Annotated in this window: 13 protein-coding genes and 3 pseudogenes; 5 read left to right on the forward strand and 11 right to left on the reverse strand. The window is 63.0% G+C overall.

What is annotated here, in order from left to right:
• Positions 1-33 precede the first annotated feature (33 nt).
• From cobM to M0H32_RS25740, 8 genes are read right to left on the reverse strand one after another with little or no spacing between them, the layout of a single operon-like run.
• Positions 34-807, reverse strand: a complete 774-nt coding sequence (cobM, locus tag M0H32_RS25705) for a precorrin-4 C(11)-methyltransferase (RefSeq protein ID WP_248159264.1) — start codon at positions 805-807, stop codon at positions 34-36.
• Positions 804-2,723 (reverse strand): precorrin-3B C(17)-methyltransferase, encoded by a 1,920-nt coding sequence (gene cobJ / locus M0H32_RS25710; protein WP_248159266.1) that lies wholly within the window; start codon positions 2,721-2,723, stop codon positions 804-806. Before cobJ ends, cobM begins: the two co-directional genes overlap by 4 nt.
• The gene (gene cobI / locus M0H32_RS25715; RefSeq protein ID WP_248159268.1) at positions 2,693-3,418 is read right to left on the reverse strand and encodes a precorrin-2 C(20)-methyltransferase; all 726 of its coding nucleotides are present in this window, start codon (positions 3,416-3,418) and stop codon (positions 2,693-2,695) included. The genes cobJ and cobI overlap by 31 nt, the downstream gene beginning before the upstream one ends.
• Positions 3,415-4,614 (reverse strand): precorrin-6y C5,15-methyltransferase (decarboxylating) subunit CbiE, encoded by a 1,200-nt coding sequence (gene cbiE / locus M0H32_RS25720; protein WP_248159270.1) that lies wholly within the window; start codon positions 4,612-4,614, stop codon positions 3,415-3,417. Before cbiE ends, cobI begins: the two co-directional genes overlap by 4 nt.
• On the reverse strand, positions 4,611-4,859 hold the full coding sequence (locus tag M0H32_RS25725) for a hypothetical protein (protein WP_248159272.1): 249 nt from the start codon (positions 4,857-4,859) through the stop codon (positions 4,611-4,613). The genes cbiE and M0H32_RS25725 overlap by 4 nt, the downstream gene beginning before the upstream one ends.
• A 1-nt stretch (position 4,860) precedes the next feature.
• Entirely contained in the window at positions 4,861-5,502 is a 642-nt protein-coding gene (locus M0H32_RS25730; protein ID WP_248159298.1) for a precorrin-8X methylmutase, read from the reverse strand.
• Between the two features lie 22 nt (positions 5,503-5,524).
• Positions 5,525-6,652, reverse strand: coding sequence for a sirohydrochlorin chelatase (locus M0H32_RS25735; RefSeq protein ID WP_248159274.1), 1,128 nt, complete (start codon positions 6,650-6,652; stop codon positions 5,525-5,527).
• Positions 6,649-6,888, reverse strand: coding sequence for a DUF6732 family protein (locus tag M0H32_RS25740; protein WP_248159276.1), 240 nt, complete (start codon positions 6,886-6,888; stop codon positions 6,649-6,651). The genes M0H32_RS25735 and M0H32_RS25740 overlap by 4 nt, the downstream gene beginning before the upstream one ends.
• A 378-nt stretch (positions 6,889-7,266) precedes the next feature.
• On the opposite strand from M0H32_RS25740, the gene M0H32_RS25745 reads away from it, so the two are divergent.
• Both M0H32_RS25745 and M0H32_RS25750 read left to right on the forward strand, forming a co-directional pair.
• Complete coding sequence (locus M0H32_RS25745) at positions 7,267-7,665, forward strand: DUF2946 family protein (protein ID WP_248159279.1); 399 nt, start codon at positions 7,267-7,269, stop codon at positions 7,663-7,665.
• Positions 7,666-7,750: 85 nt separating this feature from the next.
• Positions 7,751-9,151, forward strand: coding sequence for a PepSY-associated TM helix domain-containing protein (locus M0H32_RS25750; RefSeq protein WP_248159282.1), 1,401 nt, complete (start codon positions 7,751-7,753; stop codon positions 9,149-9,151).
• Positions 9,152-9,419: 268 nt separating this feature from the next.
• Here the strand turns inward: M0H32_RS25750 and M0H32_RS25755 are convergent.
• Positions 9,420-10,229 (reverse strand): annotated as a pseudogene (locus M0H32_RS25755) (PP2C family protein-serine/threonine phosphatase); the annotation flags it as partial.
• A gap of 138 nt (positions 10,230-10,367) precedes the next feature.
• A pseudogene (locus M0H32_RS25760) lies at positions 10,368-11,087 on the reverse strand (Tll0287-like domain-containing protein); the annotation flags it as partial.
• Positions 11,088-11,173: 86 nt separating this feature from the next.
• Here M0H32_RS25760 and M0H32_RS25765 point away from each other — a divergent pair.
• The 3 genes from M0H32_RS25765 to M0H32_RS25775 all read left to right on the forward strand — a co-directional run bounded on the left by M0H32_RS25765 (position 11,174) and on the right by M0H32_RS25775 (position 13,301).
• Positions 11,174-11,692 (forward strand): glycine cleavage system transcriptional repressor, encoded by a 519-nt coding sequence (locus M0H32_RS25765; protein WP_248159284.1) that lies wholly within the window; start codon positions 11,174-11,176, stop codon positions 11,690-11,692.
• A 185-nt stretch (positions 11,693-11,877) separates the two neighbouring features.
• Positions 11,878-12,918 carry a UDP-glucose 4-epimerase GalE gene (galE, locus tag M0H32_RS25770; protein WP_248159287.1) on the forward strand — a complete coding sequence of 347 codons (1,041 nt, stop codon included), beginning with the start codon at positions 11,878-11,880 and terminating at the stop codon, positions 12,916-12,918.
• 68 nt (positions 12,919-12,986) lie between these two features.
• Positions 12,987-13,301 carry a DUF1905 domain-containing protein gene (locus M0H32_RS25775; RefSeq protein ID WP_248159290.1) on the forward strand — a complete coding sequence of 105 codons (315 nt, stop codon included), beginning with the start codon at positions 12,987-12,989 and terminating at the stop codon, positions 13,299-13,301.
• Here the strand turns inward: M0H32_RS25775 and M0H32_RS25780 are convergent.
• Positions 13,298-13,419 (reverse strand): annotated as a pseudogene (locus M0H32_RS25780) (IS5 family transposase); the annotation flags it as partial. The gene M0H32_RS25775 and the pseudogene M0H32_RS25780 overlap by 4 nt on opposite strands.

The following is a 13,419-nucleotide window of genomic DNA, read 5'->3' on the forward strand; positions in this document are numbered from 1 at the left end:
GATCGTTTCAGTCTTTCGAGGAACCTTGCCTGCTCAGGCTTTCGCCTTTTTCTTCGGCCGCAGAACATGCACATGTTCGGCGTCATATAGCGCGCTGTCGCGGAAATCCGCCTCCGGTTCCAGGGCATGGCCGACAAAGACCAGCGCGGTGCGGGTGATCTTGGCCACGCGCACCTTGGCCGCGATCGTCGACAGGGTACCGTGGATGAAGGCCTCGTCCGGCCAGCCGACCCGGTAGGCGACGATCACCGGGCAGTCCGCGCCGTAATGCGGCGTCAGCTGGCGTTCGACCTCGCGCAGGTTGCGGATCGACAGGTGGATGGCCAGCGTCGCGCCGCTCTTGCCGAGCGTGTCGAGATCCTCGTTGTTCGGCATGGCCGAGGATTGCATCGCCGTGCGGGTGACGATGATCGTCTGCGCCACTTCCGGAATGGTCAGTTCCTTTTTCAGCGCCGCAGCGGCCGCGGCAAAGGCCGGCACGCCCGGGGTGACGTCATAGTCGATGCCGAGCTGGTTGAGCCGGCGCATCTGTTCCGCCGTTGCGCCGTAGATCGAGGGATCTCCGGAATGCACCCGGGCAACGTCCTGGCCCTTGTCGTGCGCCGCCTTGATCTCTTCGATGATCTCGTCGAGCGTCAGCGGGGCGGTGTCGATGACCCGCGCGTCTTCCGGTGCGGCGGCAACGATCTGTTCCGGCACCAGCGACCCGGCATAAAGGCAGACCGGGCAGGACTGGATCAGTTTCAGCCCGCGCACGGTGATGAGATCCGGATCGCCCGGACCGGCGCCGATGAAATGAACGGTCATTGTTTCTCTTCCGTTTCTGGAACGTCAGGCTGGGCGGTGGCTTCCTCGGCCGGTGCAAGGTCGGTGACCGGCACCTGTTGTGCGGCGGCATCATCTGCCCGCGGCGCATCGATCCGTTTGGCGTAACCGCGCGGGGTGTAAACGAACGGCTTGCCGTCGCCGCGCATCACCGTGCGCGTGTTGGTCGAGCCGACCAGCACGGTGGTCAGCATGTCGACATCATCGACGGAGAGTGCATGCAGGCTCGTGACCCGGATGCTTTCCTCCGGCCGGCCGAGATTGACCCCGAGAATGACCGGGGTTGCCGCCGAGCGGTGCTCCAGCAGGATTTCCTTGGCGGCGGCCAGCTGGGTCCGGCGGCGCTTGGACACCGGATTGTAGAAGGCTATGACGAAGTCGCCCTCGGCGGCAGCCCGGAGGCGCTTTTCGATTGCTTCCCACGGGGTCAGCAGGTCGGACAGGGAAATCGCGCAGAAGTCGTGGCCGAGCGGCGCGCCGATCCGGGCCGAACAGGCCTGCAGCGCGGAAATGCCCGGTGCGTTGGTGACGCTGACCCGCTTGGCCGCGTCCGAGACCCCGCCATATTCTTCGTTCCGGTGCAGCAATTCATAGACCAGCGAGCCCATGGCGTAGATGCCGGCATCGCCGGAAGAAATCAGCGCGACATTCTTGCCCTTGCCGGCTTCCTCCAGGGCGAAGCGAACCCGGTCCTCTTCCGCGCCGAGCGGGAAATTGTGGTGCTTCTTGCCGGTGATATGGTGTTCGACAATGTCGAGATAGAGCGAATAGCCGACGACGTCGGTCGCCTCTGCCAGAAGCTTGGTGGCTTCGGGCGTGCGCCAGTCGTCCTTGCCCGGACCGATACCGATGACGGAAAGATGTCCGCGCGCGCGGCCGGCCATCTTGATGTCGATGGTCTTTGGCGAGCGGGTGATGGCGCAGGTGGCGTTCTCGGTCTTCTGCTTTTCCACTTTCAGCGTGGCGAAGGGACCGGCGGCGGCGAGCGCCGCGCCTTCCGAGACGCCATAACAGCCGACTTCCTTGAAGACGACATTGGACGGGTTCTTCAGCCGTGGCGTCTCGCGCTGCAGTTCTTCCGCGCTAAAGACCCGCAAGGGCACGTCCAGGTGCTTTGCCAGCGCATTGACAGCGGCCTCGTCGGCCTTCAGGTCAATGGTCGCGATACAGGCAACCGCGCCTGGCGCGATATCGGCTTCCGCAAGCTGTGCCTCGACAAGATCGATCAGTTCCTGGGTCTCGCAGCCCCGGGCACAGCCGACGCCGACCGCATAGCGCTGCGGGTGATAGACCAGCCGGGTCGGGCTTCCTTCGTCGGGCTGTTCCGTTGCGACCAGCGAGATCGCTGCGTCTTCTTCTTCCGACAATTTGGCGTCGCGCAGCCAGTCGGCACGGCCTTCGATGCGCACGCTTGCGCCCGACAGCAGTTCCGCCATCACCGGCTTGGCGTCTTCCGGATTGGCAAGGCGCCAGCCTTCCGGCGGCACATCGAGCGCAATGCCGAGCTTGGTGTCGCCGGCCGTGGTGATGGCCGCGTGGCCGCCGAGGGCCCGGGCGAGCAGGCGCGCCAGTTCATTGGCGCCGCGATGGCCGCCGAGCAGCGGCACCACGCTGGAGCCGTCCTCGGAGACCGCGATCACAGGCGGCTCGGTGGTCTTGTCCGACAGGATCGGCGCGAGCGCCCGGATCAGGATGCCGCTGGCACAGAAGCCGACGATCGGGTGGCCGGCCTGGAACAGGAGGCGGATGTGATCGATGGTCTCGTTGAACTGGGTGTCCGCCGTCGGCACGCGTCCGGCCAGACCGTGGATACGGGCGGTGGAAAAGCGCTTGGCGATGTCTTCGGCGGCGCCGAGGCCGGCTTCGTTCAGGACGAGTAGGATGGGGGAAGCGTCCACGCTTCGTCTCCCTTGTAGATGAGGATCATGGAAAAATAGGGGGCGGCGTCCACCTCGAGGTCAACGAGGCGGTGAACTTTCTGTTCGGGCAGACTGGCCCGTTCGACATATCCGGCCTTGTCGAGAAGACCCATGCCGTCCAAGAGCGCCTTCAGACGCGGCAGATGGCGGCCGACCTTCATGATGGCAACGGCCTGGGCTTCCTCGATCTTGGCCCGGATATCGAGGTCCGGCAACGGACCCGGAATGACGGTGAGCACGTCATTGCGCGCGGTCAGCGGCCGGCGCAGCTGGGCGGCGCAGGCGGTCAGCGAGGTTACGCCCGGCACCACCTCGATGGGGAAGCGGTCCGAGAGACGTTCGAACAGATACATGAAGGAGCCGAAGAAGAACGGGTCACCCTCGCAAAGCGTGACAACGTCCTCGCCGGTTTCCAGCACCGCGGCAATGTCCTCTGCCGCCTTGTCGTAGATTTCCTGCGCCGGAAACCGGTCGACGCGCATCGGCACAACGATCGGGATTTCGCGCACGCCCTCGGGCAGAGCATTGGCGGCAATCGAGCGGGCGAAGCTGTCGCCGCTGTCGGGCGCCGGATAGGCGATCACCCGGGCATTGGAAATCAGCCGGTGCGCCTTCAGGGTCATCAGCTCCGGATCGCCGGGGCCAAGACCGATGCCGTAGAGGGTTCCGCTCATGGTTTGGTGTAGCTCCACTGGGTGACGGGCATCAAAGGCCGCCAGCCGGTCAGCCCACCGACCGCACTGGCCTGGTGGACGGAGAGTTTCTTCAGATCGCCGCCAAGGGCCTGATAGGCGCCGAGCAGCACAAGTTCACTTTCCAGCGTCACGGCATTGGCAACAAGCCGGCCGCCGGAGGGCAGCGCGTCCAGCGCGGCCTCGACAAGCCCGGGTACCGTCAACCCGCCGCCGATGAAAACGGCATCGGGTGCGGGAAGGTCCTTGAGGCCATCCGGCGCACTGGTATCCCGGAGGTCCAGGTGCGGCACACCGAGGGCGATGGCGTTTTCGGCGGCCATGCGGCGGCGCTCGGCATGCGGTTCCAGGCCGATGGCCTGGGTACGCGGTGCCGCGCGCAGCCACTCGATGGCAACCGAGCCGCATCCGGCGCCGATGTCCCACAGAAGCGCGCCCGGATAGGGCTTCAATTCCGCCAGGGTGACGGCACGGATGTCCTGCTTGGTCATCTTGCCGTCATGGTGGAAGGCCTCGTCCGGAAGACCCGGGGTGCGACCACGAAAACGGATGCCGGGATCGGCGATCACGTCCAGCGCCAACGTATGAAAATCGGCAACAGTCTCCGACCAGGTCTCGGCGGACCCGTCGACGCGCCGTTCCTTCCCGCCGCCCAGATGCTCCAGCGCGGTCATCCTGGTGCGGCCATAGCCTTCATCGGCAAGCAGGTCGGCCACCTGTTGCGGGGTCTCGGCGTTGCTGGTCAGAACCAGAAGACGCGCGCCGGGATAAAGCGCGGCGCGCAGCAGGTCGACGGGGCGGCCATGCAAGGAGAGGCAGTCCGTCTCCTGAAGCGCCCAGCCCATGCGGCCGGCGGCCAGCTGAAAGGCCGAGGGCGACGGCAGAACGGACATTTCCCGCGGCTCGAAATGCTTCAGCAGGGAGGCCCCGATGCCGAACCACATCGGATCGCCGGTGGCCAGCACCGCCACCCGCCGGGCTTTCAGTTGTGCAAGCTCACCGAAGACGGAGGAAAACGGGCTCGGCCAGATGCGTTTCTCGGCGGAGATCTCCCCGGCAAGTTCCAGATGGCGCGCACCGCCATAGACGATGTCAGCCCGGGCGAGGGCATCCGAACCGCCGGGCGCAAGCACACCGTCTTCGCCGATGCCGACGAGAGTCAGCCAGGGCGCGGTCATTTGTCCTCCAGCGAATAGGGGCGGATTTTCGGTTTCACTGAAAGGTCCTGTGGCTTGCCGTCGGAAGTGACAAAGACCTGGCGCGCGCCCCGGGACCGGTGGTGCTTTGAGTTTTCTGCCGCATCACTGGTCTCACCGGTCGAAACGCTGACCTTCCCGCCCGGTGCGGACAGAAAGCCGCGCGAGCGAAGCGGCTTGGTGCCGGCAACCGATTTGAGCGGGTTCTTCGGAGGCGTCGCCGACATGTCAGCGCTCCTCCGGCAGGCCGGCAGCCAGCGCATTGACGGCGGCAGCGGCCATGGCGGACCCACCCCGGCGGCCACGCACGGCAAGATAGGGAACGCCGAAAGGGTTCTCAGCCAGGGCGTCTTTCGATTCCGCCGCGCCGACAAATCCAACCGGAAAGCCCAGGATCAGAGCCGGCTTCGGTCCGCCTTCCGCGATCATTTCCAGCAAATGGAACAGCGCGGTCGGCGCATTGCCGATGGCAACAACCGCGCCTTGGAGCCGGTCACGCCACAGCTCGACCGCGGCCGCCGAGCGGGTCGTTCCTAGGTCCTTGGCCAGTCCGGGCACCCGGCGGTCATTCAACGTGCAGATCACGTCGCAGCTTTCCGGCAGGCGCGAGCGGATGATGCCATGGGCGACCATTTCCACGTCACAGAGGACCGGCGCCCCCTCAGCGAAGGCGGCCTGCGCGGCACCCAGAACATCGTCCGACCACGTCAGATCCTGCGGCAGATCGGTCATGCCGCAGGCATGGATCAGCCGCACCGCGACGGGCTTCAGCCCGTCCGGCAAATGCGCAAGGTCCGCTTCCGCCCGCACGGTCGAGAAGGACTGGCGATAGATCGCCGCCGGATCCTTTTCATAATCGTAGTGCGGCATCGTGTCGGTGCTCACGAGGTGCCTAGCCTTCCCTGTTCAGCGATTTCGGACCATGTGGATGGTCCGCATGCGGATAGGGATGGTGGTGGTGACCGTGATCGTGGTCATGATCATGATGGTGATGATGGCCGTGATCGTGATCATGAGAGTGCCCGTGATCATGAGAGTGCCCGTGATCATGGGAATGGTCATGATGATGATGGTGACCGCCGGCTCGGACCTGCTTCTCGCAGGCGCCGGTGCAGATCTCGTCGCAGAGCTGGCATTCGGCTTCCGCACCGAGGCCTTCGACGTGATGGTGGTGGCTTTCTTGGGCTAGCCCCACTTCGGCCTCGAAGCCGAGCACCTGTTCGCGGTACTTGCACATCTGGCAGTTCATCAGGTTGGCGCCCTGCAGGATTTCCTGCACCCGGTCGGCCATGGTGTCGATCACCTGCGGATGGTCATTGAGATAACCGGCCTTCAGGAACTCGATCTCCGGGTGACGCTCTGCGACTTCGTCCGTGGTGCCGTAGATCCGCTGCACCAGCACGCCGGTGAAGAGAAAATACGGGAATACGATGACGCGCTTGTAGCCGAGCTTGGCGGCGTGCTCGAGACCCGGGCCGACCAGCGGGAAGGTGACGCCGGAATAACAGGTCTCGGCCCAGCCGAAGCCGAAGCCTTCCCACAACATGCGGGTGATCTTGGCGACATTGGAATTGGCGTCCGGATCGGACGCACCGCGGCCAACCACCATCAGCAGGGTCTCGTGCAGCGGCACGTCGCTGTCGGCGGCGTCGATCGCTTCCTGGATGCGGGCGGCGGCGGCCTTGACCATGCGCGTGTCGACGGCCAGCTCGCGGCCATAGGAGATGGTCATCTCCGGGTGCATTGCCTGATAGGTGTTCAGCACCGACGGGATGTCGTTCTTGGCGTGTCCCGCGGCAAACAGCATGCCCGGGACGGCCAGCACGCGGGTGCAGCCGGCTTCGCGCAGCTTGTTCAGACCGTCGTGGATCACCGGATTGGCAAATTCCAGATAGCCGTATTCCACCGGCCAGTCGGGAAAACGCGCCTTCAGGCCTTCGGCCAGCTGGGCGAACTGTTTCACGGCACCCTTGTTGCGGCTGCCATGGCCGCAGATCATCAATCCGAGTTTCTCGCTCATTGAGCTGCTTCCCCTGCGGTGTCCGCGTCCTCGGCATTTGCCTCGGGCGTTTGATCTTCCTGTTTCCGCTTGCGGTCCTTGAGCGCGATCACACCTGCGACCAGCGCGGCGCCGGCGAGCGCGGCGACACCGACCCAGTGGGTATGACCGGCGAGTTCGCCCAGGTGACCGGCATGCGCGAGTGCGGCGGTCGGCGTTGCGGCGGCAAGGCCGGCAATCAGGATGCGGTGGATCATGTCTCTCCCCCAGTGGCAGCTGCCGAAACGGCAATAGGTGGTGTCGGCGCCAGGGGAGATGAAAGCAAACACATAGGGACCGGTTGGATGCCCGGTTTCCCGTCAATGCCGTGGACAGCTCCAGCCTTGGTCCCCTGCATGGGTCAACCGCATCCGGAATCGCTTTCAGTCCCTACAAGGGACGCCGTCAGGTGGCGGCACCTTATGAGAGGGACTTTTCCGGATCAAGCAGGAAAGCGACATCCTGTGGCACAATCGGACCACATGCCGGGTATGTGGTTCCGGGGCGACTGATTTTGCACCCGAATGTGAAACTGGAAAATTGTCATCCGTAAAAATCTGGATTAGAGAAGCGCGCGTGAATGAGGGGCTCAGGGCGTGCGGTACTTCCGGCAGAACTATCCGGAGATGAGGCAGGCGGTCATCGGACTGCTGCTGCCGTTCCTGCTGGTGGCGCTGCTGCCGCAGGGATACATGCCCGCCGTCACGGATGGCGGCACGTTCACGGTCACGCTCTGCACCAGCGAGGGTCTAAGGACTGTCACGCTTGACGCCAATGGCCAGGAAGTTCCGGACGGACCCGCCGGCGACGAGAACGGCAGCGCCGGCCTGTGTGTCTTTGCCGGCATCGGCCAATTCGCGGCGTTTCATGCCGCGCCGCACCTTCCGACGCCTCTTTCCACTGGTCAGGAGGCGAACGGCCTTGTTCCTGACAGCCTGCGGTCTGCCATCTATACCGGTGCCCTCGGTGCCCGCGCGCCGCCCGTCCTGCTCTGACGTTTTCCAGCACAGTCACAACAACAATTTGATCCGGACCGCCCGCTGAGCCGACATGCGCGGGCCGTTCCGGCATGGAGATCCCATGAGCAGTCTCAATTCGGGCGCCGGCAATGCGTCCATCCCCGGCCGTTTTTATCTCGCCGCCTGGCGCTGGCATTTTTTTGCCGGCCTATACGTGGTGCCCTTCCTGATCATGCTGGCCGTCACCGGCCTTGGCATGATGTATATTTCCGTCTTCGACGGTCGCGATGGCGAATATGTTTCGGTTACCGTCACCGGCGATCCTGTCAGCTTGAGCGATCAGGCAACGGCGGCACTGACGCCATTCGGGACGGAGGCGAAAGTGGTCGAGTGGATCGGCGCGAAAGCCACCGACCGGGCCACGGTCTTCCGTGTCAGCGAAGGCGACATCAACCACATGGTCGCGGTCGATCCCTATCAGGGCACCGTTATCGACAGCTGGAACCGCCGCGACGGCTGGTACGATCTTCTGAATGACATTCACGGCTCGCTTTTGATCGGCACAATCGGCGACCGGCTGATCGAGATCGCCGCGGGCCTTGCCCTCGTGCTGATCGTCACCGGTCTGTACCTCTGGTGGCCGCGCAAGCGGACGGACAAGTCCTACGCGCCGGATCTGAAAGCAAGCGGACGCGAGCTCTGGAAGAGCCTGCACAAGGTGGTCGGCGCTTACGTTGCTCTGGCGCTGCTGGTGTTCCTGGTCAGCGGTCTGTCCTGGGCCGGCATCTGGGGCGAAAAAATCGTCCAGGCCTGGAGCACTTTCCCGGCCGAGAAATGGTCCGATGTGCCGCTGTCCGACGAGACCCACGCCGCCATGAACCACGGCGCCATCAAGGACGTGCCCTGGGGTCTGGAACAGACGAAAATGCCGGCTTCGGGTTCCGGCGCGGGTCTGGAGGCGATCCCGGCAGGGATGCCGGTCAATCTCGACACGGTGGCGGCTTTTGGACGTGCACTCGGCTATGAAAGCCGGTTCCGGATCAGTTTCCCGCGCGGGGAAAAAGGGGTCTGGACCCTCAACCGGGACAGCATGAGCAACGACTCGGAAAACCCGATGATCGACCGCACTGTGCATCTGGACCGGTATACCGGCAGGATCCTGGCCGACGTCGGCTTTGCAGACTATTCATTGCCGGCCAAGGGTATGGCCGTCGGCATCGCCTTCCACGAGGGCGACATGGGGCTCTGGAACATCGTGCTCAACACGGTGTTCTGTCTGTCGGTGATCTTCCTCTGCATCAGCGGCCTGGTGATGTGGTGGGCGCGCCGGCCGAAGGGCTCCGCGCTCCGGGTGTTCGCCCCGAAGGCTCCGGACGACCTGCCGCATTGGCGCGGCGCGATGATCCTGATGCTGGCCTTGTCGCTGGCCTTCCCGCTGGTCGGCCTGACACTGCTGATCGCTCTGGCATTGGACTATCTGGTCGTCAAACGCGTGCCGGCGTTGCGGCGGGCGATCGGGTAACTTGGGCGCGGGCGCCGCAAGGTGTCCGACTTGTTCACCGGCTGTGCCACAAACACAGGTGTCACCCCGGACGAGCGAAGCGGGATCCGGGGCCCACTCACTTCCAGAGCGATTGCGATGTTGCGCGATTTTATGAAAGAGCCATACCGGCTTCAGCAAGCTGCTTTGCGAGTAGGCCCCGGATCTGCGCTGCGCTTGTACGGGGTGACACACACCTGATCACCCCGGCTGCAAGACCTGGCGGACGCATTCGACCGCGCCCATTTCCTCACGTATGCCGGATCACCAGCAAAGTAATGTCGTCATGGACGACCTGGGTTCCGATATGGGCTTTCAGGTCGGCGAGGATGCCTTCCAGCACACGGGTAGCGCTTGGCGTGTTGTGGGCGCGGGCGCTGTCGACCAGCCGGTCGAGGCCGAACAGTTCGCCGTCCGGGCTTTCGGCTTCCGTAACCCCGTCGGTGTAGAGCACGATGATGTCTCCTGAGGCGAACGCCAGCTCCCTGGTCTCGATAAAGGGCGCGATGTCCTCGTCGAGGCCGATCGGGAAGCCGAGATCGACCGTGTCGATAACCTCGCAGCCACCGTCCGGCTTCAGGACGATCAGTTCCTCGTGCTGGCCGGACAGGGTTACCTTGTCCGTTTCGAAGTCGAGGAAGGACAGGGTCAGGTGCTTGTCTGTCTTGGTGCGCTTGATGTTGCGGCAGATGGCGCTGTTGAGCGAGGTCAGGAACTGGCGGGGATCGGAGGGACCGCGCTCCTGCAGCGCGACCGCGACCGACTGCACCATCAGCATCAGGACGCCGCTCTCCAGCCCGTGACCGGTGACGTCGCCGATGCCGATCTTGACCCTGTCATCCAGCTGCAGGACGTCATAGTAGTCGCCGCCGACTTCGTCGGCCGGCTCCATGAAGGCGGCGATTTCCAGCTGGTGAATGCCGCCGAGTTCGTCCTTGGTCGGCAGGACCATCATCTGGATCTGCCGCGCGACCTCGATTTCCGCGCCGAGGCGCAGGTTTTCCGATTTCAGCTGCGCGTTCAGATGGGCGATCTCGGTGTTCGCCTGGCCAAGATCCTGATTCATGCTGTGCAAGCGCGTTGCCTGGTGCCATTGCAGGGCGGTCACGGCCGCGCCGATGGCGCCGGCGGTCGCGAAATAGAGCAGCAGATATTTGAACGACCACAGGTTTTCGGCGATTGGCTGGCTGATGGTGATCGCCTGGATGCCGCGCACATCGCCTTCCTTCCAGTCGGTCTTCGGACTTTCGGCATGGGAATTGTGGCAGGCAACGCAGGACGCGCCGAGCATCACCGGAGAAGCGATCTGGATCTTGCGGCTGAACAGCGACCCAAGATAGCCGATCTCGATATCGTCCGGATCCCGGCTTTTCCGGAAGTCCGCGAGCGCCTTTTCCTCGAATGGGGTGAGTTTGTGGTCCGCTCTGCCGGTGAAGGGCAGGTCGGAAACGAACCGGTATTTGAGATTGCGCGCATTGCCGCCGATGACCTCGCCAAGTTCAATGGACAGCGTTGCCGGGATCGGGATGCCGCCGGGCGTGTCGTGATATTCGTGGGTCGGCGTGATGTCGCCCGGAGCATTCTGCACACGGGAAATGATGTTCTGGGCGTAATAGGTGCGGATCTTGCTGATGGTCTGGTCGAGATCGATCGCCTGGGATTGCAGCGAAGCGTCGGAAATCGCGCGCAGGTCCAGCCACACCGCGACGGGCAGCATGCCGAGGCCGATCACCACGAGCGCCAGAAACACCGCCGGCCGTTCGATCAGCTTGAGCCAAAACTTGTCTACGCGGCGTTGTTCGATCTGGTGCATGTTCAACCTGGTGGTGTGCCCGGGGGCGGATAGATGCTTTTGGCCGGAAACAGGGAAGACCAGCGCAGTGTCGGTATTGTGACGGCTGCTTGCCGTCTTTGCCATATCGCTGCGGAAGAATTTACAGTCTTGTTTTCAGCACGTTGTAATTGTCTAGTAAACCCTCTGACGTCTAAGCGGAGCGAGGCAGCATGCAAACCCATCTCGTTTTTACGGTCATTGCCAAGGACCGCCCGGGGCTTGTCGAGCGCATGGCCGACATCATCGCCGGCACGGGCGGCAACTGGATCGAGAGTTCCATGGCGCGCCTTGGCGGCGAGTTCGCCGGCATCGTGCGAATCGCCATTGACGGCATGCATTCCGACGACCTGGTGGCGCAGCTTCGGTCACTGTCCGCGGACGGCATCGACATCACGCTGCGCTCCGATCAGGAGGGCACCGACATGCCGCAAGGCGCTTCGGCCCATCTCGATCTGGTGTCCCAGGACCACCCCGGCATCCTGCGCGACATCACGCACGTCCTCAGCCAAAAGGGCGTCAGCATCGAACATCTGGAAACGGAAGTGACCTCCGGCTCGATGCAGGGCGAGGCGCTGTTCAAGGCCTCCGCCGATCTGCGCCTGCCTGTCGGTCTCGATCCGGCCGATCTTTCCGAAGCACTTCAGGAGACGGCGGGAGACATGATGGCGGATGTCAATTTGATTGACTGACGCCGCCATGCTCGGCCAGGATCATGGTGCCTTGTGCGGGTATTTTGTCCACACGGCATGGTGTCCGCTGTTGCAAAAGCGGCCACGCGATGATTTCACTCGATTTCGATGTCTGCGGGGCGGCAAAACGCTAGTTGTGTCCGCGCCAGGCATGGCCAATATTTTTTGAGGCGGACCAAGTCTTCATGTCGATTCTCATCACCGGCGGGGCCGGTTATCTCGGCTCACATTGCTGCGTGTCATTTCTTGAAAGTGGGCATGAAGTGGTCGTATTCGACAACTTTAGCAACTCAAATCCCGAATCGCTCAAGCGGATTGAAGCGATCACCGGGAAACAGCCCAAGTTTGAGCACGGCGACATCCGGGATCAGGCCGCGCTCGAAACAGCCTTAAAACGTCACGATTGTGAAGGCGTCATTCATTTCGCCGGGTTGAAGGTCGTCGGGGAATCTTTGCAAGATCCTCTGTCTTATTACGACAACAATGTCATCGGCACCCATCGCCTTTTGAAGGCACTGTCCACAGTTGGGGTCCACAAACTTATTTTTTCCTCTTCGGCGAATGTATATGGCGAACCAAGGGCGCTTCCCGTTACCGAGGATCATTCCTTAAACCCGGGAAATCCATATGGGCGCACCAAGCTGGTCGTTGAAGACATGTTGCGAGACCTCTCGGCCAGCGACTCGCGTTGGCGTATTGGAATTTTGCGCTACTTCAATCCGGTCGGCGCGCATCACAGTGGCCTGATTGGCGAAGACCCGCTGGATGTTCCCAACAATCTCATGCCCTATTTCGCGCAGGTTGCCACGGGCAGGCGCGAACACCTTAGTGTCTTTGGCAATGACTATCCGACACCAGATGGCACCGGGATGCGTGACTACATCCATGTCGTCGACCTGGTCCAGGGCCATCTGCACGCGTATGAAAAACTGGCGGAACTGGCGTCTCCTGAAAATTGCTTTTGTGTGAACCTCGGTACGGGCCATGGCCACAGCGTTCTCGAACTGGTCCAGGCTTTTGAAAGAGGCGCCAATCGGCCGATCCCCTATCAAATCGTCGGGCGGCGCGCAGGGGATGTGGCCGAGAGTTACGCCGACACGCAGAAAGCCAAAGCGTTTCTGTCCTGGTCCGCGGAGCGCAATCTGGAAGACATGTGCTCCGACACCTGGAACTGGGTGCGGAAAAACCCGCTTGGCTATGAGCCGGATGCCAATGCGGAAGACTAGGTCGGCGTTAACTTTTCAGGACCCTCTAGCGTCCTTCCGGGTTGGATGGGGCCGGACCATTTTGCAACATGCTTGATCTACTGACGTTCTCGGGCGACCTTTGGCTGCATCAGGGGCCCGGCGGCTGGACGTTCATCACCCTGCCGTCCGACTGCGCAGAGCAGATCCGCTTTTACACCGGCAGCCGGAAGGGCCGGGCCTGGGGCATGATCAAGGTCAGCGCCCGCATCGGATCTTCCTCCTGGGACACCACCATCTGGCCGGACAAGGCCTCGGGCTCGTTCCTGCTGCCGGTCAAGGCGGCGGTGCGCAAGAAAGAGAAAATTGCGGCTGGGGACACTGTCGAGGTGTCGCTGCAATTGCTGGTGCCTCCGGGGTTCTAGGTCCTGTTGACAAAGTCTTGCAGCCATATGCGAGCCGCGGCGAGATTGAGGAACGCGGCGAAGGATGCCTTGGTCTTGTCGTATCGGGTGGCGATCCTGCGGAACTGTTTGACCTTGT

This window comes from Roseibium sediminicola (genome assembly GCF_023156505.1).
GTDB lineage: Bacteria > Pseudomonadota > Alphaproteobacteria > Rhizobiales > Stappiaceae > Roseibium > Roseibium sediminicola.

Bases quoted from the DNA above. Each gene is read 5' to 3' on its own strand.
- cobM (WP_248159264.1), bottom strand. From the start codon at position 807: ATGACCGTTCATTTCATCGGCGCCGGTCCGGGCGATCCGGATCTCATC.
- cobI (WP_248159268.1), bottom strand. From the start codon at position 3,418: ATGAGCGGAACCCTCTACGGCATCGGTCTTGGCCCCGGCGATCCGGAG.
- cbiE (WP_248159270.1), bottom strand. From the start codon at position 4,614: ATGACCGCGCCCTGGCTGACTCTCGTCGGCATCGGCGAAGACGGTGTG.
- M0H32_RS25725 (WP_248159272.1), bottom strand. From the start codon at position 4,859: ATGTCGGCGACGCCTCCGAAGAACCCGCTCAAATCGGTTGCCGGCACC.
- M0H32_RS25730 (WP_248159298.1), bottom strand. From the start codon at position 5,502: ATGCCGCACTACGATTATGAAAAGGATCCGGCGGCGATCTATCGCCAG.
- M0H32_RS25735 (WP_248159274.1), bottom strand. From the start codon at position 6,652: ATGAGCGAGAAACTCGGATTGATGATCTGCGGCCATGGCAGCCGCAAC.
- M0H32_RS25740 (WP_248159276.1), bottom strand. From the start codon at position 6,888: ATGATCCACCGCATCCTGATTGCCGGCCTTGCCGCCGCAACGCCGACC.
- M0H32_RS25750 (WP_248159282.1), top strand. From the start codon at position 7,751: ATGAGCAGTCTCAATTCGGGCGCCGGCAATGCGTCCATCCCCGGCCGT.
- M0H32_RS25765 (WP_248159284.1), top strand. From the start codon at position 11,174: ATGCAAACCCATCTCGTTTTTACGGTCATTGCCAAGGACCGCCCGGGG.
- galE (WP_248159287.1), top strand. From the start codon at position 11,878: ATGTCGATTCTCATCACCGGCGGGGCCGGTTATCTCGGCTCACATTGC.
- M0H32_RS25775 (WP_248159290.1), top strand. From the start codon at position 12,987: ATGCTTGATCTACTGACGTTCTCGGGCGACCTTTGGCTGCATCAGGGG.